Below are 25,630 nucleotides of genomic sequence, written 5' to 3' on the forward strand. Positions count from 1 at the left end.
TTATATTGTATTTATACAGATGATATATGAAATTTTACATTTTAAAAAAATTTTTAATTTTATTTATTTTACGTTTTTAATTAATATCAGTACCAAATTCTTTCTAAATATAATCCGTTAGGCGCTGCCAAATGTTTTGATATTAGTTTTTCTTTGTTTAATTGTTTTTTTAAATCATTAATTGTTAATTTGTTTTCATTAATTTGTAATAGAAAATTAATAATTATTCTTATCTGTCCTCTCAAAAAACCGTTTCCTTCAATTTTAATTACATAAACATTTTTATATTCAAATGCATATGCTTTATATATTTCTCTGATGTAATTGTTTACATCACTTCCTGTTTTTGCAAAATATTCAAAATCATGTTTTCCTATTAAATTTCCCAAGGCATTGTTAATTTTTTTAATGTCTATTTTTTTTGAATAATAATGGGTGTATTTTGCGTTAAACGGAGTAAAATATTTTGAAATAAGATATCTGTAACTTCTTTTTTTTGCTGAAAATCTTGGATGGAAGTCGAAGGGGGCTATTGTGATTTTTTTAAAATAAATTGAAGGATACAAAATTTTATTTAATATATTTTTTAATTTTTCTAAATTCCAAAAATTTGGTATTTCAAACGAAATAACCTGATTAAGGGCATGAACCCCTCTGTCAGTTCTACCTGAATGGGTTATTTTAGTTTTTATGTTTAATTTTTTTAAAGCATTTGATATTGTACCTTCAACCGTTATTTTGTCTGGCTGTATCTGCATGCCGTAAAATTCGCTTCCGTCATAAGAAATAACAGCTTTTACTAAAATTTTTTATCCTTTAAATACAGTATTAAACCGAAAATAAAAAATGTTATCATAATAATGAATTCTGCACAGAATGATTTTGCAAGTTTTGTAAAAATCAAATAGATTGTTAACAATGAAACGGAATAAATCAAAGAATGATTTTTATGTAATCTCGGATGAAAAAAACTGAATAACGGTATATAAAAAAATAATATTACCGATATTAAGGCAAAAGGTAAATAAAATAAAAATAATTTTTTATTTTCTTTTAAATATTTAGTATATTCCAAAATAGAAAATGATTTATATGAAATATATTGATTAATATTCATTACATTGAATTTAACCGTTAAATTTTTATCAAGTTGATATATATATCCATTGTTTAATTGAAAAATCAGATAATTGTTGTATTTAATAGTTTTGGCATTTTGAGCTGTTATAAATTTTTTTTCATATGGATTATACAGATATACTTTTTTATAGATATTTTTATCTTTTTTTTCGATAAAAGCATTCCATTTTCCGAATTGCTGGGAAATTTGTGAAGTTTCTATATTAAATTGAGATTCCTGTTTTTTTTCTATTTTAAAATTATGGTAAACAAGATCTGAATAAGGAATAGATACAAATAAAATAAAAAAATTAATAAATGTTAAGATAATTGCAATAACAAACATGGGAAACAGTATTTTTTTAGGTTTGATACCTGTTGAAAATATTGCTATTAATTCCTGGGTGTCACTTAAATTAGAATATGTCTGAACTGCAGATATAAAAAAGGAAATTGATAAAGTAACTATTAAAATTTTTGTTAAAGAGAGAAAATACATTTTAAGCAATTCTAAAAAAGTAATATGAATCGATGATGTAACATTAGAAATTGAAATTATTATAATTATAGAGGTTATTAAAAAAAGTATCAAAAAAATATTAATAAAGATATTTAAAAAATTTTTTAATATATATTTTTGAAGTTTATCCATAGAGTTTGCTCCATAAATTTAAAAAATAATCATTAAAATACCATACAATAAATGTGCCTAATGTTAAGAAAGGAATGAAAGGAAGTTCAAAATCTTTTTTAAATATTCTATTGTATAATGAAGGAAAAATTGCAATTAAAGAGGCTATAAAAATGGCAAATAAAGATAATTTAATTCCGAGCAGTGCTCCAATACTTCCGGCAAGAATTATGTCTCCTTCGCCCATAGCCTCCCTTTTGATAAAATATGATACATAATATCTAATTAAACTCATACCGCCCATTAAGATTAAAGCGTTTTTAAAATTTTCTAAAATTTCAGGAGTTGTAAAAAATGAAAGTGTAAGAGCGAGTAGATTTAAACTATCAGGCACCGCTTTATAATCAAAATCTATCATACTTAAAGCTAAAAACAGTGCAAAAACTATAAAAGTAATGGTTGAATATATATCTACTCCGCATTTTTTATAAATCAATACCGCAAGTATACCTGTTGACAATTCAATTACAGGATATCGGATAGGAATTTTCTCCCTGCAGAATGCACATTTCCCTTTTAATAAAACATAACTAATTATTGGAATATTATGCCAAGGTTTTAATTTTTTGCCACATTTAGGACAGTGACTCGGAGGATATGCAATATTTTCGCTTTTTGGTACTCTGTAAATTACAACGTTTAAAAAACTTCCTATACATATTCCTATTATAAAAATTATTAATTCAATTATCCATTCATTTTCCATTTTTCATTCTCCATTTGATTAGATTCCACCAAATCTTCTCTCTCTTTTTTTAAATTCATTTAAAATCTGTTCCAACTCTTTACTGGTAAAATCAGGCCAAAGAGTTTTTGTAAAAAACATTTCCGCATAGGCTATTTGCCACAAAAGGAAATTACTTACCCTTATTTCCCCGCTTGTTCTTATCAATAAGTCAACATCCCTGCTGATATCAAGATTTTTTTGAATATTTTCAGGTGTTATTTCTTCATTTTTTTCTGTTAATTTTTTTACAGCTCTAGTTATTTCATCCCTGCTTCCATAATTTAAGGCTAAAATTTGAGTTAATTTTTTATTATTTTTTGTGACCTTTTTTGTATATTCTATTCTCTCTCTAAGTTTAGTAGAAAATTTTGAAATATCTCCAATGACATCAAATTTTATATCATTTTCTATATAAGTGGTAAGTTCTTTTTTTAACCAGTTATCAAGAAGTTTCATTAGAAAATCTATTTCCATTTTCGGTCTTTTCCAATTTTCTGTTGAAAAGGCGTATAATGTCAATATCTCAATATCAGGATTGTTTGCACAGTATGCGGTAATATCCCTTACAACCTCAGCCCCTTTTTTATGACCTTCGACTCTTTTTAAACCTCTTTTTTTCGCCCATCTCCCGTTCCCATCCATAATTATTGCTAAATGCATATATTAAACCTTTAAATTTATCAGATTTTCACTAAATTGGTAAATTTCTGTTATTTCTTTTTTGTTTACTTCTACAATAAAGGGCAGTTCATTTTTATAAAAATTAATCAAATTAATTGTAGAAGCAAATTCACAAAAAAGTTTTAAATTTTTATGAAACAGTATTCCTTCAATTTCTCCCAAATGTTCAAAAACTGCATAAAATTTTATCGAGTTTTTTTTATATTTAAGCTGCATTAAAGCTTTTTTTTTCTCATTTATTATTAAATGATAAATATTTTGGTTAAAGGCCATTAACACATTCATCCAAAAAATAAATTCAGTTTTACTGTTTGCATTTGTCAGATGTGTCATTATTTCTTTTTTATCGGGGGTTAGTATTTCTTTTGTAAAATCGATTTTTTTTAAAATTTCAAGAATTTTCGGGTACTCTTTAAGATTTGATATTTTAATGGAATATTTTCCTTCTTTAATTTGTGCAAAATATTTTTTTCCCACTTTTAATGGAATATAACTTTTTGTTTCAATTTCTCTGTTTCCGAGATTAATTAAAAATTTTATGGGATTGATTTCTTTTTTTACCTCTATTTTAACAGGCAGACTTGCATTAAATTCTTTAATTCCTTCAAATCTGTTTAAAGTTTTTAAAACTTTTCCGATTTTAGAGAGATTTAATGGCATCTACTAACTTTAAGGCAATATTTTCTTTTGTATTTTGGGATAAGAGAATTTTTTTATCTTTTGTAATAAAAATTATTTCATTTTCATCACTTCCAAAATTGTTTTTTGAAAGTAAATTAAGACAAATTGCATCAAGTCCCTTTTTATTCAAAGCGTTTTTAGCAAAATTCACGGCATTTTTTTCGTCGAATTCGGCTTTAAAGCCGATTTTTTTAAATTTTTTATCTTTTATTGATTCTAATATATCAATATTTTTAGCAAGTTTTAATATGAATTCATCTCCGATATTTTCTTTTTTTAATTTTCCAATCTTATATTCAGGGATATAATCCACAATTGCTGCTGCCATTATTAAATAATCGGGATTTTCATTTAAGATTTCTTCCAAATAGTTTTTTGCATTTTCTACTTTAATCTGTTTAATCTCTTTTGTTAAATTATGGATTTTACTTGAGATTAATGTAACTTCGGCACCCTTTATATAAAAAGCTTTCGCAACGGCTTCCCCCATTTTTCCGCTTGAAAAATTGCTGATAAAGCGAACATCGTCAATTTTTTCAATACTTCCTCCCGCAGTTACTACTATTTTTTTATTTTTCCAAAACTCCTCTTTATTAATTTCCCTTAAGGCCCTTAAAAATATCTCTTCAGGCTCGGCCATTTTTCCAATTCCCTCATCTCCGCAGGCAAGAAGTCCGGAATTTGCCTCAATACAATTTAAGTTTTTGATAGCTTTTTGGGTTGTTGGATGCTTATACATATTTGTATTTGCACTCGGAGCGAAAAGAGTAGGGGCTTTTGTCGCAAGATAAGTCTGTAAAAGAAGGTTGTCGGCTATTCCCATGTATGCTTTATTTAGTGTATTCGCAGTTGCCGGGGCAATAATATAAATATCAGCCCATTTTGCAAAATCAATATGGTTCATATCGCTTGACCAGTTTTCGCTCTCTTCTGTTAAAACTCTATTTCTTGTAAGTGTTTCAAAGGTAAGAGGAGTTATAAATTTTGTGGCAGCCTTTGTCATAACAACTTTTACATTGTCTCCTCTTTTGATAAATAGCCGGATAAGTTCACAAGTTTTATAAATTGCTATACTTCCAGTGACACCGATTAATATGTTCATATATTTTTCCCAAAAAATTTATAGTAAAAATTTTCAACAATTTTTAATGGTGCCCTGCTTATTGCAAGAGAACCTTTTTTTATGTTTTTATTTACAGTACTGCCAGCTGCAATTATTACATCATCTTCAATAACAACCGGTGCAATGAGTTGAGAATCACTTCCTATAAAAACATTTTTGCCGATTTTTGTTTTGTATTTATTTTTTCCGTCATAATTGCACGTAATAGTCCCTGCTCCTACATTTGTTCCTTCATCAATTTCACTGTCCCCGAGATAACTTAAATGTCCGGCTTTTATTTTATTAAGTTTTGAGGCTTTAACCTCAACAAAATTTCCGATATGTGTATCAGTTAATACACTTTTTGGTCTTATTCTCGCCATAGGGCCGATGCCGGAATTTTTGATTATTGATTCTTCAATTACACTGCCGGAACGAATTTCACTTTCAATTATCACACTTTCTTTTATTACACAATTAGGCCAAATTTCACATTCACCTTCGAATGAAGTGTATGCATCAATATAAATGGTTTCAGGCAGATGCATAACAACGCCTTCTTTCATCCAAAAATCTTTTATTTTATTACAAATTATCCTTTCAGCTTCAGCTAAATCTTTTTTATTGTTAATGCCTTTAAAATTTTCTTCGTTTACTTCGACGGCTTTTACTGTTAATTTATCATTTACTGCCATTTCAACAATATCAGTTAGATAATATTCTTTTTGAGCGTTATTGTTATTTAGTTTAGGCAAATATTTTTCTAATACTTCTGTTTTTATAAGATAAACGCCTGCATTTACATAAGAAATTTTAAGTTCTTCTTCACTAGCATCTTTTTCTTCTATAATTTTTTTGACATTTCCGTTTTCAATCAATACTCTTCCGTATCCGCTCGGGTTGTCAAGTTTCATTACACTCATTACAATGTCGGCATCAATACTAGTGAATTTTTTAAGTTCATCCGCTTGAACCAAAGGCATATCCCCGTTAAGTATCAGTAATTTATCATTGTTAATTTTCAATTTCCCATCTTCTATCAAAGATAATAATGCCCCTCCAGTACCGGGATAATTTAAATGGTCTTGTTTTATAATTTTAACAGGATAGTTTTTTATTATTTTTTTTATATTTTCAAACTGATGATAAAGTATCACATTTATATCATTTGAAATTTTGAGAGATTCTTCTATAATATATTCTATCATCGGCTTGTTACATAATTTGTGGAGAACTTTCGGTGTGGAACTTTTCATGCGGGTACCTTTTCCCGCAGCCAAAATTATAATACTTGACATCCGATTGCCTTTTTTTTGTTATAATTATAGCAAAAAAGGCTATTTTAATGGATTTAGCTACTGTCATTGGGTTAGTTGGTGCACTAGGTCTTCTTATTGCTGCTATGGCTCTTGGTGTGGGTGTTGGAGCTTATATTGATCCCCAGTCTATATTGATTGTTATTTTAGGTTCAATTATGGCGCTTTTAATCAGTTATAAAATGGAAATGATGACAAAATTTGTCAAAGTTTTTATGATTGCTATCAAACCGAGTTATCAGCCAAATTATGAAGAATTAATTAAAAAATTGGTTGATTATGCCACTCAGGCCAGACGTGACGGTATTTTGTCACTTGAAAGCGTGGCAGCCAACGAAGAAGATGAGTTTTTAAAAAAAGGTTTATCAATGGCAGTAGACGGAAATGAACCCGATACTATCAGGGAACTTCTTGAAATTGAAATGGAACAGATGGAAGACAGGCATAAAAAAATGGCTTCAATTTTTTCCACATGGGCCGGGCTTGCCGGTGGTTTCGGTATGCTTGGAACATTGGTGGGTCTTGTTGCGATGCTTTTAAACATGTCAGATCCTTCTTCAATCGGTCCTGCTATGGCGGTTGCATTGCTTACAACACTTTACGGTGCTATGATTGGTAATATTTTAGGAAATCCGATAGCGAGTAAATTATCATTGAGAAATGATGATGAGGTACTTGCAAAGACAATGATACTTGAGGGTATTATGTCAATTCAGGCAGGAGACAACCCAAGAACGTTGGAGGCCAAACTTTTGAGTTTTCTGCCACCATCTCAGAGAAAGTCACAGTTTGAATAGGATAATAAATGGCTAAAAAAAAATGTAAATGCGAATGTCCAGAAGGATTACCAGAATGGCTTGCAACATTCGGGGATTTAATGAGCCTTCTTTTATGTTTTTTCGTTTTATTACTTTCTATGTCCACAATGAATGCTAAAAAAGTACAAGAGGCAATAGGTTCGCTTGCCGGGGCTTTAAGTGTCCTTGAAGGCGGTGCCCAGACAGAGATTAGCAAGAATAGAAATCAAATAGCCACTCCAATTGAAAAAACACAGGAAACTGCACAAACTGTGAATAAATTGTCCAAAGCAATACAGGAATTCAGACAGTTTACTGCAGGGGGAAAAGGTCCTGCGATTACCTTGGAAGAAGGAGAAGAGGGATTTTTTATAAGGCTTCCTGCAGATATTACCTTTAAACCGGGCAGTGCCGAAATTAATAATGAAGACAGCCTTTTGTTTTTAAAAAGAATTTCGCTAATAATAAAGGAATATTTACCAAAAAATATTGAAATTCAAATCAAAGGTTTTACCGACAACACACTTCCACCTCAAACATCACCTTATAGCGATAATTGGGAATTAAGCGCTGCCAGGGCTTTAAGTGTATTAAAAATTTTATTAAAAAACGGAGTCAATCCGAAACAGCTCAGTGCCGCAGCGTATGGGGAATATCATCCAATTGCAAGTAATGACACACCTGAAGGGAGGGCTAAAAACAGAAGGGTTGAAATATGGTTTTTTGCAAAGAAAAAAGAGTTACAACAAAATGTAAAAAAATCAGTATTAGACAAAGTTAAATGAAAAAAATTCTGATATTTATTTTACCTATAATTGTTTTTGCGGCACCTCAAATTCCTACAGTCAATCTCTCTTTATCCGCGCCTCATAATCCAAAACAGTTAGTGGATACTTTAAATATTGTGATTTTAATGACAATTTTGGTGCTGGCACCAAGTATTGTATTAGTTACAACATCTTTTGTCAGAATTCTTGTGGTTCTTGGATTTTTGCGACAGGCTTTGGGTACTCCACAGTCTCCTCCGACTACATTACTGGTTTCTTTTGCGCTTATTCTTACTTTTTTTATAATGGAGCCTTATGCTAAAAATGCCTATAGTAACGGAATTAAACCTTACATGGAGAAAAAAATAGGATATGAAGAAGCTTTTGAGAAATCGGTAAAACCATTTAAACTTTTTATGATTAAAAACACACGTGAAAAAGATTTGGCCCTTTTTTATAGAATAAGGCATTTGCCTAATCCTAAAACAATAGATGATGTACCTTTGAGTATATTAGTTCCTGCATTCATGTTAAGCGAACTTAAAACGGCATTTGAAATCGGATTTTTGATATTTTTGCCTTTTTTAATAATTGATATGGTGGTCAGCAGTGTTTTAATGAGTTTAGGTATGATGATGCTGCCTCCTGTCATGATAAGTTTGCCTTTTAAAATTTTAGTTTTTATTCTGGTAGATGGTTGGGATTTGGTGGTAATGGGACTGGTGCAGAGTTTTAAATGATATTAATTGAGAATTATTGTGCAAAATTAATAATTTAAAATGAATGTAAATAAAAAGGAAGTAAATGACTTGCAGTAGTTTTGGAAAATGTGGAAGCTGTGTTTTGTATGAAATTCCATATATTAAGCAGCTTGAGATGAAAAAAGAAAAACTTAAAGAGATGTTTAAAGATTTTAATATACCAGAAATTGAAGTGATTTATGATAAAGATGAACATTTCAGGGCAAGAGCCGAATTTAGAATATGGAGAGAAGGAGATAAGCTTTTTTATGCAATGAGAAAAAGAAAAGAAGAGGGCAGGGGAGTTATACCTATTCAAGAGTGTAAAATTGTAGATAAGGCTATTTATAATTTAATGCCTGATTTGCTAAGTGAAATAGAAAAAAATGAAAATCTAAAAAACAGACTTTATGAAATTGATTTTTTAAGCTCTTCATTAGGTGAACTTATTGTAACTTTAATTTATCACAGAAAAGTGGATGAGAGTATTGCAGAAGATATTAAAAAATTAAAAGAAAAATTTACTAAAGTTGATTTTATTGTAAGAAAAAAAGGTAGAAAATATATTTTTGATAAAAATTATCTGATTGAAGAACTTGAAATTAACGGAAAAATTTACAAATACAAAATTATTGAAAACACTTTTTCCCAGCCAAACAGAAATATAAACAAAAAAATGATTGAATGGGTTTTAAAAAACGCCGATTTAAAAGGCGATTTGGTTGAGCTTTACTGTGGAAACGGAAATTTTACAATCCCAATGAGTGAAAAATTTAATAAAGTAATAGCAACAGAAATTAATCCTGAATCAATCCAGGCCGCCACTTTTAATGCCGAGCTTAATAATCGAAAAAATATAACGTTTTTAGCAATGAGTGCGGCTGAATTCAGCTCTTTAAAAAAAGAAAATTCACCGCTTCTTGCCGGATATGATTTAAAAAATGTTTTTATCGACCCCCCAAGGGCCGGGCTTGATGATAAAAGCCGCAGATTTGTAAACAGTTTTGAAAATATAATATATATTTCATGCAATCCCGAAACCTTAAAAAGAGATTTAGAAACTTTGGCTAAAAAAAGGAAAATAAAAGCTTTTGCATTTTTTGACCAGTTCCCTTATACAAACCATATGGAATGTGGGGTAATACTTGAGAGTGAAAAATGAAAAGTAAAAAATGAATTTAAGTGATTTAACAGGTGAAATTTTTTTAATATTGTTATTTTTAGGAATGGCAATTGGGGCAATAATTGTGGATAAAATAAGGAGAAAAAAATGAAAATTTTAGTAATAGGTCCAGGAGGGGTAGGGGGATATTTTGCTTATAAACTTAAAAAGTGTGGGCATTATGTTAGTGTAATTGGCAGTAAGGGAACAGTTAAAAAATTAAAAATTAAAGATGTAGATAAAGAAGAAGAAATTGAATTTGATGATTTAATAGATAAATATGATGTGGTGTTTATAACAACAAAAAGTTATCATTTAGATAATGTGATAAAAAAATATAAAGATTTTTTGGAAAATTCTATAGTCGTACCTATTCTAAACGGAATAGGACATTTTAAAAAATTTAAAGATTTCAATTATAAAAAAGCCTGTATTTATATACTTTCTAACAAGGAAAACGGAATAATTCATAAAAAAACACCTCTTTTTTATTTATGTCTTGAAGATGATGAAACTTTAAGAGAAGTTTTTAAAAAGTGTGATGATTTGAAAATAAAATTTTCGGAAAATATTGATAAAGATATATGGAAAAAGTATCTTTTTATTTCCACATTTGCAACACTTCAGAGTTTTTATCAGAAACCGACAGGCTGGATAATGGAAAATAAAAAAGATGAGGTTGAAAAATTTTTAGGTGAAGTTATAAGAATAGCAAAAAATGAGGGGATTGATTTAAGCGATGAAAAGATAAAGGTAATAAAACAGGCTTTAAATATTCCTTATAATTCTAAAATGAGTATGCAGATTGACTTTGAAAAGGGAAATAAAACGGAAGTTGATAATTTAACGGGATTTCTTGCTGAAAAAAGTGATTTTATAAATAAATTTTATAAAGAACTTAAATAACTCTCAAGTATTTTTTTAGCAGCTAAGCTGTCAATGCGGCCATCTCTTTTATATTTAATTTTTCCTTTTATTTCTTCTTCTACCAAATTACTTGTAAAACTTTCATCCACAAACTCTATTTTCCCTTCAAATTCAATTAAAGATACAAAATGTTTGATTCTTCTTTGCATTTCTTCATTTGTTTTTGGAAGTCCCACTACTAAAATATCAGATTTGTACTCTTTTAGCAAATTGCTAATGTCCTTTGCCGCCTGGTTTCTGTTTTTCCTGAGTATAGCATTTAATGGTACCACTACAGATTTATTTGGAGTGAAAGCAACTCCTATTCTTTTAAGTCCTACGTCTATTGCAATAATTTTTTCCATATTTTTGCCTTTTCATTTAATTTGAGTCTTGCATTAAGAGGACTTGGACTTGGCAGGTATATTGGAGAATGCAGAATGGAATAGGGGGAATTTTTAAAATGTTTTTTTATTATTTTTTCAGCAACTCTTGAAGTAACGGCTACTTTTTTTATATTTGGATAAATTTTGAGCAAACTTTCTATATCGCAAGGTTTTAAAATTTCTAAATTATCGTCTCTGCTATTTCCATTTTTTCTTTTACATTCACATATTGAATCCCACAGGGCAATTTTGTGTTTTTTTAAAAATTCTATTTTTTCTTCAATTGTGGCTGGTTTTTTATCATTAAAAACAATGCCTAAAATATCCCAAAAATGGTTTTTTGGATGAGAATAATAAAAATTGTTTTCAAACGATTTAATGGAAGGGAATGTTCCAAGAATTAAAATTTCGCTTGTTTTAAAAATTATAGGTTTAAAAGGGTGTTTTAATTTTCCGTTTTTCATTTTCATTATCCGTTAAAATAAACTTTTCCGTTTTTTATTTCAATTTCTCCGTTTAGTTCCATTTCATAAAGTCTGTTTCCATACAGTTTTAATGCTTCATTTAACGTTAAAATTTTTTCTTTGGAAGTGATTCCCAAATTTAGGCAAAATTCATCAATGTCCCATATTACTTCCGCCTGATTAGTATAGGCTAAATAATTGGTCCCGCTGCTTTCATTAATTCTGTGTGGAATTACGAATATTTTTTTATTGTATTCTTTTGCCCATTCAAAACTTCTCATACTGCCGCTTTTAAGAGAGGCTTCTGTAATTATTACAAATTTTGCAAGTTTAATGATAATTCTGTTTCTTTGTAAAAAAGTAAATTTAAAAGGGCGATAGTTTTTTTCATATTCACTTATTGCTAATCCCTCCTTATAAATTGATTGTATTAAATTCTCATTTTGTTTTGGATAGATTATATCAAGAGAAGATGGGGATACAAATATAGTGTTTGGAAAAGAGCCTTTGTGTGCTTCTGTGTCTACTCCCAAAGCACCACCGCTTATAATTACATATTTTTTAGAAAGTTTTTTAGCCAAAAGATAAGTTATATCTTTTGTATATTTGCTGGCTTTTCTGCTTCCGACAATTGCAATTTTCTCTTTTTGTAAAAGTTCAATATTCCCTTTATAATAGAGTTGAAATTCGTCAAATGAAATTTTTTTTTCATTTTTCATTTTTCATTTTTAACTGGTAAAGTTGATTTATAGATATTACATCTATATTTTTTAGAATGTTTTTTGAATTTTTCAAAGCTTCGATTGTAGCGGGATGTGGATGGCCTATAGCTATAGCATAACCTCTTTTTTGAGCAAGTTTTACAGCTTTTTTCAGCTGATTTTGAATATATGTTACGTTTTGTTTATTGTCTAAAAATATATTTCTTTCAAAATAAGGTATGTTATAAATTTTTTCAACAATTCTAGCTTTGCTATAAGGAGTGGTTCTTGAATCCACAAATCCTAAATTATCTTCTTTTAAAACTTTAAATAAATATTTCATTGATTGTAAATTTGCGGTAAATGTACTTCCTGTGTGATTATTTATAAATTTTGCATTTGGAAACCATTTTTTGATTCCGTCAATTCTGGTTTTAATTTGATTATATGACCAGTCAATATTCATTGTATCCGGTTCTGGATGTGGAAAATGAATGGCCTGCATAGGAACATGTACCATATAATCTTTAAATTCTTTTGCATAAATAGGTGTGTTCGGATGTATTTTCGTAGGAGGAAAAAATGACGGAGTTGCTTTAAAGGGTAGAGTTTTAATGGCTTTTACCTGATATCTGAATGAAACATCATCTAAAATGATAACAAGTTTAGGTTTGTTTGTTTTGATTATAGGTGGATTAGAAGCAACAGTTTTTTTAGGATGATTTTTGTTGGCTATATTATAATCTTCAATTTCGGATGGCAAGTTATAAGAATAATTTGCTGTTTCTTTTTTATTTAACTCGTTTGATAATTTATTTATTTTTTTTTCTAAAGTAGAAATAATATTTTCTTTTTTTTCAATAGTTTGTTTTACGCTGTTTTTGCCTATTAATACACCAGCTATAAAAAATGAAAGAGAAAAAATGATTAGAATAAGTATAAATATTAAATATTTTAATTTACTGTTTTTTTTTGTTTTGGAAGAAGTTTTTTTTCTTTTTTTCATTTGTCTAAAATAATTTCAACTTCTAATGTTTCAATATTTTGATTTGAATTTGTTTTAATTGCAATATCTTTAATATTTACATATTTTTTAACTACGGCAATCAATTCTTTTTTCATTTCTTCAAGATTTTCGAGTTTTGTATTAGCCCTCTCGTATGCGAGCATCATCATTAACCTGTCTTTTGCCACATCTTTAGATTTTTTCTTTTTAAATAAATTAAAAAAACTCATTTGAATAATCCTTTAAGTTTTGAAAAAATACCCTTTTTGCTTTTTAAATCTAAAAATTCTATATCTTCACCTTCGATTCTTCTAGCAATTCTTCTAAAAGCTTCTCCGACCAATGATTTGTCACTAAGTACAATTGGCTCTCCAATGTTTGTTGAACGCACAATCTCTTCATCGTCAGGCACTATTCCTATAAGCTCAAGGGCTAAAATATGAAGGACATCTTCGGTTGAGAGCATTTCACCTTTTTCAACAAGTTCAGGTTTAATTCTGTTAATAATTATTTTTTTTTCTACCTCTTCTCCGTTTTGGGCTTTTTTACTTTTGGCATCAATTATTCCTATCACCCTGTCCGCATCCCTAACAGCACTGATTTCCGGAGTTGTGACAACCAGTGCCATATCTGCCAGGTATATTGAATGTTCAAAACCGCTTTCAATTCCGGCTGGGGAATCTATAATAATATAATCAAAATCTTTTTTTAATTCATTTATAAGTTTTTCTACTTTTTCTTTGTCTAAAACCGTTTTATCTTTTGTCTGACTTGCCGGTATAAAATGCAGGTTGTTTGTTCTTTTGTCTTTTATAATGGCCTGGGCCAAATTACATCTACCCTCCATTACATCAACAACATCATAAACAATTCTGTTTTCAAGTCCAAGTATCATATCAAGGTTTCTTAGACCTATGTCAAAATCGACCGCAATTACTTTTTTGCCTCTAAGTGCTAGGGCAGTTGATACATTTGCCGTTGTAGTGGATTTACCAACGCCGCCTTTTCCACTTGTTACAGTTATTACTTTTGCCATCATCACTCCTACATTAATATAATCATTAAATATCTAAATACCTAATGATTATATTAATCCCGAAAAAGTGGGATTAATTTTTATTAGGATCTACGATTTTGTTTTGAGTAATCCAAGGCATCATTGCTCTTAGTTTTTTACCGGTTTTTTCAATTAAACTCTCTTTCATATTGTTTCTCTCAGCTGTCATTCTTGGATATCCAGCCATTCCTTCAAGAATAAAATCTTTAGCAAATTTACCGTTTTGAATTTCTTTTAAAATCTCTTTCATGGCTTTTCTTGATTCTTCATTAATAACTCTTGGCCCGCTTACATAATCACCGTATTCAGCTGTGTTTGAAATAGAATATCTCATATTTGCAATTCCGCCTTCATACATCAGATCAACTATTAATTTTAATTCGTGTAAACATTCAAAATAAGCCATTTCAGGAGCATATCCGGCTTCTACCAATGTATTAAACCCTGCTTGTACAAGAGAAGTTACTCCACCACAAAGTACCGCCTGTTCACCAAAAAGGTCTGTTTCAGTTTCATCTTTGAAGGTTGTTTCGATTATTGCAGTTCTGCCGCCTCCGATTGCGCTTGCATAACTTAATGCAATCTGTTTTGCTTCTTCTCCGCCTTGATATACAGCAATTAAATCAGGAATTCCCCCGCCTTTTACAAATTCACTTCTTACTGTGTGTCCCGGAGCTTTAGGGGCAACCATAATAACTTTTAAATCAGCCCTTGGAATAATTCTTCCGTAATGAATATTGAATCCATGTCCAAATGCAATAGTTGCACCTTCTTTTAGGTTCGGTTCAATTTCTTTATAGTAAACTGCTCTTTGAATTTCATCAGGAAGTAAAATCATTACTACATCAGCATTTTTTACAGCATCTGCTACTTCTTTTACTTCAAATCCATAATTTTTTGCTTTTTCCCAAGATTTGCTACCTTTTCTAAGACCTACAACAACATCTACTCCTGAATCTCTAAGATTTAGGGCATGGGCATGTCCTTGAGAACCGAATCCTATCATTGCTACTTTTTTGCTTTGAATAACACTTAAATCACAGTCTTTATCATAATAAATATTAAGTGCCATAAAATTCTCCTTTTTTTTGAAATTATATCAAATAATTTGTTATAATTTAGCAATTTAACGCAAGGAGCTTTTTTTTGAAAAAAATAATTATATTTTTATTTGTGTTTATTGTATTTGTCTTTTCTAAAGAAGTGCCGCCATTAAGTTCAGCTTTTCAAAAAGGCTTTTATTCCAGAATTTGTATGAACAGATGGTTTTATATCAATAAATATGTTAATAAAAGAGAAGATTTGCTTTCAATAGTGGCGTATGCCTGTTTAAAAAAAAGATATTTAACTCCGGCGCTTGATTTGGCTAAAGTGTTAAAAAAAACTGCACTGGGTAGAAAAAACGCCACATATATAACTACACTGTTTTTAATGAAAAAATTAATATTACAATATATTTTTGACGATATACATATCAGAAATATAAAATTACCTATTATAAAAGATGATTTGTTAGGTAAAATTTTTAGTAATATTCAAGAAGGTAATTTCTTGAAAGAAAAAAATTCAATAGTTATAAAAGAAAATAATAAAAAATTTATAGTATATCCTAATAAAAATTACAATATTGTTATAAAGGTTTTTGTAAATAATAAATTAACTAAAAAGGTGATTTATTGGTAACAGATAAAAATATACTGAATGAATTGTTAAAAAACAATAAGATAACAGAGGAGCAATATAAAAAAATTGTGACAACAATTCAAAACAATCCAAAAGAGGATGTTTTAAGCATACTTTTTAAAAACGGTTACATAACAAAAGAAGAATATTTAAAATATTTATCTTTAAAATTTTCAATAAACTATGTTACAGATTTAAGTTCTATCCGCTTTAAAAATATAAATATTCCAGTAAATATTTTAAAACAGACTTTAGCTGTTCCTATTGAAGAAAAATACAATAAAGTTAAAATAGCAATTGCAGATCCTCTTGATTGGAACGCTCAAGCTATATTAAAACGATTTTATCCTCAAAAAGAGATAGAATTTGTCTTGGGTTTGAAAGAGGATATTTTAAAAGTTTTAAAATTACTTGAAAGTAAAGAAAAAATTAAAGAAATTATCAATGATATAAAAAAAGAACTAAAAGGTGCTGAAGTTACGGGTGATGAAACTGCCGTAATGAGATTAATCAAATATTTAATCAGTGCTTCTATTGAAAAAAAAGCAAGTGATATACATATTGAAGCAGATGAAGATGGCGGAGTGGTCAGAATCAGGGTCCTTGGTGATTTATATGAAATGTTAGATTTTGATCATGATGTTTTTAATGCACTTGATTCTAGAATAAAAATTTTAGCTAACATGGACGTAAGTGAAAAGAGAATTCCACAGGACGGTTCTTTTTCTATGGTGCTTAATGGGAATCAGTTTGATTTTAGGGTTTCGACATTGCCTACAATATGGGGTGAGAGTATTGTTATAAGAATACTTGATAAGAGAAGTATTTTGAAAAAAATTGATGAAATAGGTATTACTCCTAAAAATTTAGAGCTTTTAAAAAAAGCGCTTTCTATGCCGAACGGTATTTTTCTTGTTACAGGTCCTACCGGAAGCGGTAAATCTACAACTCTTTATGCGGCTTTACATGAAATTGCAAAAGTAAATAAAAAAGTAATTACTGTTGAAGATCCGGTTGAATACAAATTGCATGGCATTCAGCAGGTGCAGGTAAATCCAAAAATTGATATGACTTTTGCAAATGCTTTAAGAAGTATACTAAGACAAGACCCGGATATAATTATGATAGGTGAGATTAGGGATTTAGAAACACTTGAAATTGCAATAAAAGCTGCTCTTACAGGACATTTGGTGCTTTCAACTTTACATACCAATGATGCGGTAAGTTCGATTCAGAGAATGATTGATATGGGTGCAGATGCCTTTATGGTTGCTACAGCTTTAATCGGGGCTGAGGCTCAAAGACTTGTTAAAACAATTTGTCCTTACTGTAAAACAAAACACAAACCCGAAGATATATACTTAGATCCGATAAAAAATCTGATTCCAAAAGATGCGGTTTTTTATAAGGGCAGGGGTTGTGAACATTGCAATTTTACCGGTTACGGGGGCAGAACATTAATCAGTGAAATATTTTTAAATGATGAAAAATTAGAAAGTATGATTAGTAAAGAAAAAGAAAAAATTGAAATTTTACATTATTTAAGAAATAAAGGTTATCAAACTATGTTTTATGACGGTCTTATTAAAGCACTAAAAGGTATTACTACATTAGAAGATATTTATAAGGTGGCAAAATTATGAAATATTATAAAGCAACATTTATATATAAAGGTAAAAAAGAAGATTTGATATTAAAGGCACAGAATAGATCTGAGGCAATTATTAAAGCAAAAAAGCTGAAAAAAGGATTGTTGGTTGAAATTAATGAAATACCAATACCTTTTGAAGAAAAATTAAAAATATTTAAAGATATTGTTTCAAATAAAATTTTAAGAAAAAGATTAAATTATCCCGCTTATATATCGTCATTAAAACAGCTTGCTGTACTCTTAAAAGCCGGAATTTCTCTTAAAGATGCTTTAGAAGATATTGCGAATCATACTAAGGATTCTTTGATTTCAGAACTTTTCGCTAAAGCTGCAGAAGCTATAGACAGTGGTAAAGCTCTTTCGGATGTATTTGAAGAGTATGAAAATTATATAGGCGGAATTTCTGTTGCAATGGTAAAACTTGGTGAACAGACAGGTGATTTGGTCGCAGCTTTGGAAGGATTGGCACAAATATTTGAAAATATGTATGAAAACAGAAGGAAAATGATAAAAGCTCTTCGTTATCCTGTTATTACACTTTTTGCAATAGCGGGTGCGTTTGTATTTTTAGTATTGGTTGTTGTACCTAAATTTAAAGCTGTTTTTGCTTCTTTGCATGCAAAATTGCCTCTGCCTACAAGAATGTTGTTATGGACAGAACATGCTTTAAGTAATTACGGTGGATATATTTTATTTGCTTTAATAATAATTACCATTTTGCTTATTTTCTTTTATAAAACATCATATAAATTTAAGTATTTTATAGATAAAAATTTATTAAAAATGTATTTGATAGGTAGTATTATCGAATATTCAACATTGTCAAGAGTTTTGAATACTCTTGGCACTTTAATTAAAAGTGGTATTCCTTTGCTGGATGCTTTGCAAAATGTGGAAGGTATAGTTGAAAATGAAATATTAAGAGAAAAACTGAAAGAGATAATAAAAGGAATTAATCAGGGTAGAAGTTTTGCCGAAATGGTAAATGAGACAAATTTCGTAAATTATGTAGCCATCAGAATGATAAATGCTGGTGAACAATCAGGTGAACTTGATTCTATGCTTGAAAGTGCTGCTAATTATTATAATGATAAATTCCAGGATATTATTGATAATATGCAGGCTGCAATAGAACCAATTATGCTTAGTGTAATAGGTGTTTTAGTTTTATGGCTGGCTCTTGGAATTTTCTTACCAATGTGGGATTTGGCAAGTGCCGCAAAAAATGCAATGTAATTATTTTTCGAATTCTTCTAAATCATCATCCTCTTCTTTTGTTTTTTTATTCATTTGATAGTTTTTAAATTCCGGATTGTCTTTTAAAGAATCTAAATCTTTTTTCAATTTGTCATATTCTTTTTTTATATTAAGCAAAGCTGCCGCAACGCCCCAAAACACTCCAAGCCAAAGCAGCCAGTTTTGATGAAAAATGTTTTTAAGCCAAATGCCGATTCCTATTCCCATTAAGACCGCTACAACAATTGAAATACCTAAAGAGAGCTTTTCAGCCCCCTCTACGGTTTTTCTCATTTTTCCTTTTTTTTGCATTATATTTCTTTTGCTATCTGTTTATAGGTATTGATTGTAGCTTCAATATCGTTTTCATTCATAGGAGTGCATATAAATCCTGTTTCATAAGCACTTGGAGCAAAATAAAATCCGTTATTTAACATTTTATTATGGAAAGCGGCATATCTTTTTGTATCAGATTTATTTACATCATCAAAATTTTTAGGAAGTTTTGAATTAAAGAAAAATCCAAACATACTTCCTACTACATTGTAATTAAAATCAATTCCGTTCTCTTTTGAAATATGTTCGAATCCCTGCATAAGTTTTTTGGCTTTATTTTCCAAATCTTTATAAATTTCAGGATTTGCTTTTAATTTTTTGATTTGGGCAAGTCCTGCACTCATGGCAACCGGATTACCTGAGAGGGTTCCTGCCTGATATACAGGTCCGACAGGGGATAATTTTTCCATAATTTCTTTTTTACCCGCAAATGCACCAACAGGCATTCCGCCTCCGATAACTTTACCGAAAGTTACAATATCAGCCTCAATTCCATAAATATCATAACTTCCTCTAAGGCTTGCCCTAAATCCGCTCATAACTTCATCAAATATTAAAATTGCACCATAATGGTTGCAGATTTCTCTAAGTTCTCCTAAAAATTCAGCATTTCCCGGAACCAAACTCATATTTCCGGCAATCGGTTCAATTATTACGCAACCGACATCACCTTTTTCAAAACATTTTTTTACACTTTCTATATCATTATATTTTGCAAGTAAAGTGTGTTTGGTAAAATCTTTAGGAACTCCGGGACTGCTTGGTACTCCAAATGTGGCGGCGCCGCTTCCCGCACTGACTAAAAGTGAATCACTGTGTCCGTGGTAACAGCCTTCAAATTTTATAATATCATCTTTATTTGTTACACCTCTTGCAAGTCTGATTGCACTCATTGTGGCTTCGGTTCCGCTGCTTACAAATCTGATTAATTCCAAATGGGGAAAGAGTTCAAGTACTTCTTTTGCCAAATCTATTTCCACTTTTGTAGGGGCTCCGAAACTAGTGCCTTTTTTTACGGCTTCAATAATAGCCTCTTCTATTTCACTGTCACAATGTCCAAAAATAAGTGGTCCCCAGCTTTGAATAAAATCTAAATATTTGTTTCCTTCAGTATCATAAATATAGGCACCTTTGCCTCTTTCAATAAACGGTGGTTCCCCTCCAACACTTTTAAATGCCCTGACAGGTGAATTGACGCCTCCGACTATATATTTTTGTGCTTCTTGAAATAAACTCATTTTTTTCCTTTTTTTTGATACAATTATACTAAAAAAGGTGGTACATGAAAATTGATGCGAAACTTGTTGAGAAATTAGAAAATCTTTCAATGCTGGAAATTGATAATAAAGAAAAAATGGCTGAAGATTTGGCAGAAATAGTTGAATTTGTTGAAATGCTAAATGTTATTGATACAAGTAATGTTGAAGCAACATTTTCAACTTTAAACAATCCAACTCCTTTAAGAGAAGATGAGGTTAAAAAAACGGAAATAATTAATGATGTTTTAGCACATGCTCCTAATGCAAAAGACGGTTATTTTATTGTGCCTAAAATAATAGAATAGGACAAATCATGGCTCTTAGTTTTACTTTAGAACAGTTATTAAAAAGTATAAAAGATTATAATGCAAGTGATCTGCATTTAAATGTAAATGCTGAACCTATGCTTAGAATTGATGGAAAACTTACACCTTTAAATCTTCCCAAACTTACAAAAGAGGATGTAATAGAGCTTTGTTATTCTGTTTTGTCTGAAAAGCAAAAAGCAAAACTTGAAGATGAACTTGAACTTGATTTTTCTTTTGAAATTCCAAAAGTTGCAAGATTTAGGGCAAATTATTATTTTGAAAGAGAAAATTTAGCAGCCGCTTTTAGGATTATTCCTGAAAGACCTTTTAGTCTTGATGAATTAAATGCACCTGCGGTATTTAAAAAACTTGTAAGACATGAAAAAGGTCTGATTTTAGTAACAGGTCCTACCGGAAGCGGTAAATCTACAACTCTTGCCGCTATGATTAAAGAAATTAACGATAATTTCAGGAAGCATGTTATTACAATAGAGGATCCGATTGAATTTGTTCATCAGCATAATAAATGTTTAATTTCCCAAAGAGAGGTAGAAAGGGATACAAAATCTTTTTTAAGTGCTCTTAGGGCATCACTCAGGGAAGATCCTGATGTTATTTTAATTGGTGAGATGAGAGACAGGGAAACAATAGGTGCTGCTATTACAGCTGCTGAAACGGGACACTTGGTGTTTGCCACTTTGCATACTAATTCTGCGATTCAGACGATAAACAGAATTGTAAACGTATTTCCTGCAGAAGAACAGGATCAAATCAGAACACAGCTTTCGATGGCTATTTTAGCAGTTATTTCCCAGGCATTGCTTCCAAAAGTTGGCGGTGGTAGAATTGCTGCGCATGAAATATTAATCAATAATCCCGCCGTTGCAAACTTGATCAGGGAAAATAAAATTGCACAAATTTATTCACAAATGCAGCTTAACCAAGGTGCAACAGGAATGCAGACATTAAATCAGGTATTGACAGAATATGTATTAAAAGGAATTATTACCAAAGATACTGCTATGGCGTATACTACCAAACCTGAAGAATTGAGAAAATTAATAGGTGTTTGATGAATGATTTTTTAGTGTCAGCATATGATTATAATTTGCCTGAGGGGTTGATAGCTAAATATCCAGCAAAACCCCGAGATTTGGCTAAGCTTTTAGTTTATGACAGAAAAAGTGATAAAATAATCCATACAGTTTTTAAAAATATTTTGGATTTTGTTCCTCACAGTGCATTTATTTTTAATAATACAAAAGTAATTAAAGCCAGAATTTTCGGAGTGAAAGAAACCGGTGGAAAAGTTGAGCTTTTATTAAACAGACCGTATAAAAACGCTTATTTAGTTTATATCAGGGGAAAAGTAAAAGTTGGCAGCAAACTTTTTTTTGATAAAGGGTTGGTTGCTGAAGTAAAAGAACTTTTAGAAGACGGAAGCAGGGTGGTTGATTTTAAATTGAAAATGGATAATGGGGAATGGAAAATTTTGGATTTTTTAGATCTTGTTAATATTCTAGAAAAAATAGGACATGTGCCATTGCCTCCTTATATTAAAAGAAATGATGAAAAGATTGATGAAACAGAATATCAAACGGTATTTGCAAAAAAAGAGGGTGCGGTTGCCGCACCAACAGCGAGTCTTCATTTTACAGATGAACTTTTAAATAAAATAAAAGAGAAATATTTTTTGACCTTGCATGTAGGAGCCGGAACTTTTAAACCTGTGGAAGTTGAGGATATTAGGGAACATAAAATGCACAGTGAATTTTATGAGATACCAGAAAATACTGCAAAAATACTTGATAGTAAAAAGGAAATAGTAGCAGTTGGAACAACTGTAACAAGAACAATTGAATATTATGCGAGGACTAAAAAACTCAGTGGGGAGTGTGATTTGTTTTTACACCCCAAAAATCCGCCAATTAGAGTAAATCATCTTTTAACAAATTTTCATTTGCCAAAATCTACTCTTATTATGCTGGTAGCTGCTTTTATAGGAAGAAAAAAAACTCTTGAGATTTATAAAGAGGCAATAGAGAAAAAATACAGATTTTACAGCTACGGGGATGCGATGCTCATAATATAATGGATAATGTAAAATAGAGAATGGATAATTTTTTTTTAAATTTTTATATTTTTAATTTACCATTTTCCATTATTAATTTTCAATTATTTTATCCGCCCACATAGCAAAGCTTGGCTCTGGCAATGCTCCCATTACTCTGTCTATTTCCTTACCGTCTTTTAATGCTACTATTGTAGGAATACTTCTTATACCAAACTGCATTGCAGCCTGCTGGTTTTTGTCTGTATCCACTTTTACAAACTGGGCTTTAAGCGGATAATTTTTTGCAGTGTTTGCAAAAATTGGCGCAAACATTTGACAAGGCCCGCACCACTCGGCCCAAAAATCTATAATTACCGGCACTGTTACAGATGATGTAATTTTTTGAAACTCATCATAATTATCAAGAGAAATTGGTTTGTTTTCAAGCAAATTACCTCCGCATTTTCCACAAACTGCTTTTTTATAACTATCTTTTTTAGGCAATTTATTTAATGCCCTGCAGTGAGGACAAGCATATACAATATAATCCATAACCCCTCCTTTTTTAATTAATTATATCAATTAATGATAATAAAATCAAGTAAATTGAGTCAAATAGACTCATAATTTTACAATTTTAGCCCCGTATCCTCCCATATGAGGAGGCGCATCAGAAAAACTTTTTACAAGAGGATGATTTTTAAGCAGTTCCGTAATCCCTTTTGCAAGTATTCCTTTTCCCATTCCGTGATATATCCAAACTTCCTCAAGCCCGGCAAGTGCTGCGGCGTTTAGAAATTCTTCTGTTTTTTCAAGTGCCTCTTCAAGCCTTAATCCGTGTAAATCAAGTTTGATATCTGCCTTTTTAACTGACGGTTTTGATATCTTGATTTTTTCTTTTTTAACAGGTGCCCTGTAGTGTTCAAGTTCACTTTTTGGAATTAACAGTTTTTTACCGTCAATATTTACAAGAGCGTTTTTACCTTTAATATCTTCAATTTCCCCGACTGAGCTTTTAAATTTAACAATATCACCAACATTAAACTCTTTTTTAATCTCTTCTTTTTTAACTTTTATGTTTTTATAAATTCTGTTTGCCGCATTTAGTTTTCTGTGAGCATCAGCGGTTGTTTTTGCTTTTATAGCTTCTTTTGCCGCTTTTATTGCAGCGTTGAATTCTTTAAGCAGTTTTTCTTTTTCTTTTTGTATTTTTTCGTTAAACTGCTCTTTTTGTGTAAGAAGTGAATTTTTAAGCAGCTTTACATTTTCAAGTTCTTCATTTAGCTCTTTGAGTTTTTTATTGTATTCATATTCGGCATTTGCAGCTTTTTCTATTAAAATATCCAGTTTTTCCAAATCTTCTGAATATTCGTTTTTGGCTTTTTGAATAATATTTAATGGAATCCCGTATCTTTTTGCGGTTTCAAATGCATAACTTTTTCCGATAGTCCCTTTTATAAATTCAAAAGTTGGTTTTTGCTGCTTTTCATCATAAACGGCTGCAAGAAGCTCAACTTCGTCGTGTTTTGCAAGAAGGGAAGCCAGTCTTTTATGGTGAGTTGTAATTACAATTCTGTTTTTTTTCATAATTTCTTCAATAATTATCTTAAATAGACTTGCGGCTTCGTTTGCATCGGTTCCAAGTTCTATTTCATCAACTCCTATTAAATAGTTTTCCCTGTTAAATACGTCTTTAAACTCTTTTATTCTTCCTGCAAATGTTGAAATGTCATTTTTTATATTTTGCGGGTCTTCAATGATTGCTTTTATATCTTTAAATGCCGGAATAATCGAATTTTCCCTTACTTTCATAGGAAGCAGGTGTTTTGCCATAAAAGCCGAGCTTAGAATAGATTTAAGCAGCATTGTTTTTCCGCCGGCATTTACACCTGTAATTATTAAAACCTGTTTGTCCCATTCAATATTAATAGGTTTACAGTTATGAAGGGCCGGATGACAAAAATCTCTTAAATAAAATTTTTTTGATTTACTAGGCAGTATAAATTCTAAATTTTCATTTTTTGCCAGAAAAATTCTTGCCTGAATTAAATCAAATTTGTCAAATTCAGCATTTATGTAATCTAAAAATTTAAGCCATTTTCTTAAAACATTGCTGAATTCCTGAGCTTTTTTTTCTAAAAATTCTTCTTTGAGTGAAATTAAATCATCAATTCTTTTTTTGAGTTTTCCTATGCTTCTAGGAAAAATATAAAAATATCCGCTCTGACTTCTTCCAAGAATTTCCGCATCGACTACTTTGTTAAATCCGCCCCTTACAAGCAGTGTTTCTTCATCGCTTTGAAGGTGTATTTGTTTATCAACCAGGAAAGGCTCTAATTTTTTGGAATTTATGTATTTGTAAAGCTCCTGCCTGATTAATGTTTTAATTTCTTTTATTTTTTCATTTATTTCATCAAGTTCTATAAATCCGACAACTTCGCCTTTTTGATTGTAATGATTTAAAATTTTTTTTATATCGTCCGGAATTTTAATTTTATCAAACCAATCACTCAAATCTTCCCAGTTTCGAGATTTAAGGTAAATAAAATAATTTATTATTTTTACAAATTCAAAAATTTGATTATGGCTTAAAGTACCAAATTTTTTTAAATGCATTAATTCTTTATCAAGATTTTTAACCTCGGGGGGAGCTTTGAAATCTTTATTTTCAAGTTTTTTTAAATATTTATAAAATACATTTATATCACCCTGGAGTTTAAAATCTTTTTCTCTTGCAAAAAGTGAATTTAAACGGTTTATATAATCTGTCAAATCTAATTTTGTAATCATTAAATTCTTAT

29 protein-coding genes are annotated in these 25,630 nt (G+C 30.2%); 11 read left to right on the forward strand and 18 right to left on the reverse strand.

Annotated elements, in window-relative coordinates; translation table 11 throughout:
• Positions 1 to 86: 86 nt before the first annotated feature.
• From truA to glmU, 7 genes are read right to left on the reverse strand one after another with little or no spacing between them, the layout of a single operon-like run.
• Positions 87 to 806, reverse strand: coding sequence for a tRNA pseudouridine(38-40) synthase TruA (gene truA, locus LNAT_RS03370; protein WP_096258506.1), 720 nt, complete (start codon positions 804 to 806; stop codon positions 87 to 89).
• On the reverse strand, positions 800 to 1,771 hold the full coding sequence (locus LNAT_RS03375) for an LptF/LptG family permease (RefSeq protein ID WP_096258507.1): 972 nt from the start codon (positions 1,769 to 1,771) through the stop codon (positions 800 to 802). The genes truA and LNAT_RS03375 overlap by 7 nt, the downstream gene beginning before the upstream one ends.
• Positions 1,764 to 2,516, reverse strand: coding sequence for a prepilin peptidase (locus LNAT_RS03380; protein WP_096258508.1), 753 nt, complete (start codon positions 2,514 to 2,516; stop codon positions 1,764 to 1,766). The genes LNAT_RS03375 and LNAT_RS03380 overlap by 8 nt, the downstream gene beginning before the upstream one ends.
• Positions 2,517 to 2,534: 18 nt before the next feature.
• Positions 2,535 to 3,197, reverse strand: a complete 663-nt coding sequence (locus LNAT_RS03385; protein ID WP_096258509.1) for a di-trans,poly-cis-decaprenylcistransferase — start codon at positions 3,195 to 3,197, stop codon at positions 2,535 to 2,537.
• A gap of 3 nt (positions 3,198 to 3,200) precedes the next feature.
• Complete coding sequence (locus tag LNAT_RS03390; protein ID WP_096258510.1) at positions 3,201 to 3,878, reverse strand: hypothetical protein; 678 nt, start codon at positions 3,876 to 3,878, stop codon at positions 3,201 to 3,203.
• A complete protein-coding gene (coaBC, locus tag LNAT_RS03395; RefSeq protein WP_096258511.1) occupies positions 3,859 to 5,001 on the reverse strand; it encodes a bifunctional phosphopantothenoylcysteine decarboxylase/phosphopantothenate--cysteine ligase CoaBC in 1,143 nt (380 codons plus the stop codon). The genes LNAT_RS03390 and coaBC overlap by 20 nt, the downstream gene beginning before the upstream one ends.
• Positions 4,998 to 6,299: a bifunctional UDP-N-acetylglucosamine diphosphorylase/glucosamine-1-phosphate N-acetyltransferase GlmU gene (glmU, locus tag LNAT_RS03400; protein ID WP_096258512.1), complete on the reverse strand. Its 1,302-nt coding sequence runs from the start codon at positions 6,297 to 6,299 to the stop codon at positions 4,998 to 5,000. Before glmU ends, coaBC begins: the two co-directional genes overlap by 4 nt.
• Positions 6,300 to 6,346: 47 nt before the next feature.
• Here glmU and LNAT_RS03405 point away from each other — a divergent pair, with 47 nt between their 5' ends.
• From LNAT_RS03405 to LNAT_RS03425, 5 genes are all read left to right on the forward strand, one after another.
• The gene (locus LNAT_RS03405; protein ID WP_096258513.1) at positions 6,347 to 7,114 is read left to right on the forward strand and encodes a motility protein A; all 768 of its coding nucleotides are present in this window, start codon (positions 6,347 to 6,349) and stop codon (positions 7,112 to 7,114) included.
• An 8-nt stretch (positions 7,115 to 7,122) separates the two neighbouring features.
• Complete coding sequence (locus LNAT_RS03410) at positions 7,123 to 7,899, forward strand: OmpA family protein (RefSeq protein WP_096258514.1); 777 nt, start codon at positions 7,123 to 7,125, stop codon at positions 7,897 to 7,899.
• Positions 7,896 to 8,621: a flagellar type III secretion system pore protein FliP gene (fliP, locus tag LNAT_RS03415; protein WP_096258515.1), complete on the forward strand. Its 726-nt coding sequence runs from the start codon at positions 7,896 to 7,898 to the stop codon at positions 8,619 to 8,621. Before LNAT_RS03410 ends, fliP begins: the two co-directional genes overlap by 4 nt.
• Before the next feature lie 64 nt (positions 8,622 to 8,685).
• Complete coding sequence (gene trmA, locus LNAT_RS03420) at positions 8,686 to 9,783, forward strand: tRNA (uridine(54)-C5)-methyltransferase TrmA (RefSeq protein WP_096258516.1); 1,098 nt, start codon at positions 8,686 to 8,688, stop codon at positions 9,781 to 9,783.
• Between the two features lie 108 nt (positions 9,784 to 9,891).
• Entirely contained in the window at positions 9,892 to 10,689 is a 798-nt protein-coding gene (locus LNAT_RS03425; protein ID WP_096258517.1) for a ketopantoate reductase family protein, read from the forward strand.
• On the opposite strand, the gene ruvX is transcribed toward LNAT_RS03425, so the two are convergent.
• From ruvX to ilvC, 7 genes are all read right to left on the reverse strand, one after another.
• Positions 10,671 to 11,054 carry a Holliday junction resolvase RuvX gene (ruvX, locus tag LNAT_RS03430; RefSeq protein ID WP_096258518.1) on the reverse strand — a complete coding sequence of 128 codons (384 nt, stop codon included), beginning with the start codon at positions 11,052 to 11,054 and terminating at the stop codon, positions 10,671 to 10,673. The genes LNAT_RS03425 and ruvX overlap by 19 nt on opposite strands.
• Positions 11,033 to 11,539 carry a DNA-deoxyinosine glycosylase gene (locus tag LNAT_RS03435; RefSeq protein ID WP_238593973.1) on the reverse strand — a complete coding sequence of 169 codons (507 nt, stop codon included), beginning with the start codon at positions 11,537 to 11,539 and terminating at the stop codon, positions 11,033 to 11,035. The genes ruvX and LNAT_RS03435 overlap by 22 nt, the downstream gene beginning before the upstream one ends.
• A 5-nt stretch (positions 11,540 to 11,544) precedes the next feature.
• The gene (locus tag LNAT_RS03440) at positions 11,545 to 12,258 is read right to left on the reverse strand and encodes a DNA-processing protein DprA (protein ID WP_096258520.1); all 714 of its coding nucleotides are present in this window, start codon (positions 12,256 to 12,258) and stop codon (positions 11,545 to 11,547) included.
• Positions 12,248 to 13,246: a divergent polysaccharide deacetylase family protein gene (locus LNAT_RS03445; RefSeq protein WP_096258521.1), complete on the reverse strand. Its 999-nt coding sequence runs from the start codon at positions 13,244 to 13,246 to the stop codon at positions 12,248 to 12,250. Before LNAT_RS03445 ends, LNAT_RS03440 begins: the two co-directional genes overlap by 11 nt.
• Positions 13,243 to 13,476 (reverse strand): cell division topological specificity factor MinE, encoded by a 234-nt coding sequence (gene minE / locus LNAT_RS03450; protein WP_096258522.1) that lies wholly within the window; start codon positions 13,474 to 13,476, stop codon positions 13,243 to 13,245. Before minE ends, LNAT_RS03445 begins: the two co-directional genes overlap by 4 nt.
• On the reverse strand, positions 13,473 to 14,282 hold the full coding sequence (gene minD / locus LNAT_RS03455) for a septum site-determining protein MinD (protein WP_096258523.1): 810 nt from the start codon (positions 14,280 to 14,282) through the stop codon (positions 13,473 to 13,475). The genes minE and minD overlap by 4 nt, the downstream gene beginning before the upstream one ends.
• A gap of 73 nt (positions 14,283 to 14,355) precedes the next feature.
• Positions 14,356 to 15,375 (reverse strand): ketol-acid reductoisomerase, encoded by a 1,020-nt coding sequence (gene ilvC / locus LNAT_RS03460; protein ID WP_096258524.1) that lies wholly within the window; start codon positions 15,373 to 15,375, stop codon positions 14,356 to 14,358.
• Positions 15,376 to 15,449: 74 nt separating this feature from the next.
• On the opposite strand from ilvC, the gene LNAT_RS03465 reads away from it, so the two are divergent.
• From LNAT_RS03465 to LNAT_RS03475, 3 genes are read left to right on the forward strand one after another with little or no spacing between them, the layout of a single operon-like run.
• On the forward strand, positions 15,450 to 15,986 hold the full coding sequence (locus LNAT_RS03465; protein ID WP_096258525.1) for a hypothetical protein: 537 nt from the start codon (positions 15,450 to 15,452) through the stop codon (positions 15,984 to 15,986).
• Positions 15,980 to 17,629, forward strand: a complete 1,650-nt coding sequence (locus LNAT_RS03470) for a GspE/PulE family protein (protein ID WP_238593974.1) — start codon at positions 15,980 to 15,982, stop codon at positions 17,627 to 17,629. Before LNAT_RS03465 ends, LNAT_RS03470 begins: the two co-directional genes overlap by 7 nt.
• Complete coding sequence (locus LNAT_RS03475) at positions 17,626 to 18,873, forward strand: type II secretion system F family protein (protein ID WP_096258526.1); 1,248 nt, start codon at positions 17,626 to 17,628, stop codon at positions 18,871 to 18,873. The genes LNAT_RS03470 and LNAT_RS03475 overlap by 4 nt, the downstream gene beginning before the upstream one ends.
• On the opposite strand, the gene LNAT_RS03480 is transcribed toward LNAT_RS03475, so the two are convergent.
• Entirely contained in the window at positions 18,874 to 19,167 is a 294-nt protein-coding gene (locus tag LNAT_RS03480; protein WP_238593975.1) for an AtpZ/AtpI family protein, read from the reverse strand.
• 17 nt (positions 19,168 to 19,184) lie between these two features.
• A complete protein-coding gene (gene hemL, locus LNAT_RS03485) occupies positions 19,185 to 20,447 on the reverse strand; it encodes a glutamate-1-semialdehyde 2,1-aminomutase (protein WP_096258528.1) in 1,263 nt (420 codons plus the stop codon).
• Positions 20,448 to 20,491: 44 nt separating this feature from the next.
• Here hemL and gatC point away from each other — a divergent pair, with 44 nt between their 5' ends.
• The 3 genes from gatC to queA are packed head-to-tail and all read left to right on the forward strand — an operon-like array spanning position 20,492 to position 22,868.
• Positions 20,492 to 20,773: an Asp-tRNA(Asn)/Glu-tRNA(Gln) amidotransferase subunit GatC gene (gene gatC / locus LNAT_RS03490; protein ID WP_096258529.1), complete on the forward strand. Its 282-nt coding sequence runs from the start codon at positions 20,492 to 20,494 to the stop codon at positions 20,771 to 20,773.
• A gap of 8 nt (positions 20,774 to 20,781) precedes the next feature.
• Positions 20,782 to 21,849: a type IV pilus twitching motility protein PilT gene (locus tag LNAT_RS03495; RefSeq protein ID WP_096258530.1), complete on the forward strand. Its 1,068-nt coding sequence runs from the start codon at positions 20,782 to 20,784 to the stop codon at positions 21,847 to 21,849.
• Complete coding sequence (gene queA / locus LNAT_RS03500) at positions 21,846 to 22,868, forward strand: tRNA preQ1(34) S-adenosylmethionine ribosyltransferase-isomerase QueA (RefSeq protein ID WP_202970420.1); 1,023 nt, start codon at positions 21,846 to 21,848, stop codon at positions 22,866 to 22,868. The genes LNAT_RS03495 and queA overlap by 4 nt, the downstream gene beginning before the upstream one ends.
• A 72-nt stretch (positions 22,869 to 22,940) precedes the next feature.
• Here queA and trxC read toward each other — a convergent pair whose 3' ends face one another.
• Complete coding sequence (gene trxC / locus LNAT_RS03505) at positions 22,941 to 23,381, reverse strand: thioredoxin TrxC (protein ID WP_096258532.1); 441 nt, start codon at positions 23,379 to 23,381, stop codon at positions 22,941 to 22,943.
• 69 nt (positions 23,382 to 23,450) lie between these two features.
• Positions 23,451 to 25,619, reverse strand: coding sequence for an endonuclease MutS2 (locus LNAT_RS03510; RefSeq protein WP_096258533.1), 2,169 nt, complete (start codon positions 25,617 to 25,619; stop codon positions 23,451 to 23,453).
• Positions 25,620 to 25,630: the final 11 nt, after the last annotated feature.

It is taken from the genome of Lebetimonas natsushimae, from assembly GCF_002335445.1.
GTDB classification, from domain to species: Bacteria; Campylobacterota; Campylobacteria; order Campylobacterales; family Nautiliaceae; genus Lebetimonas; species Lebetimonas natsushimae.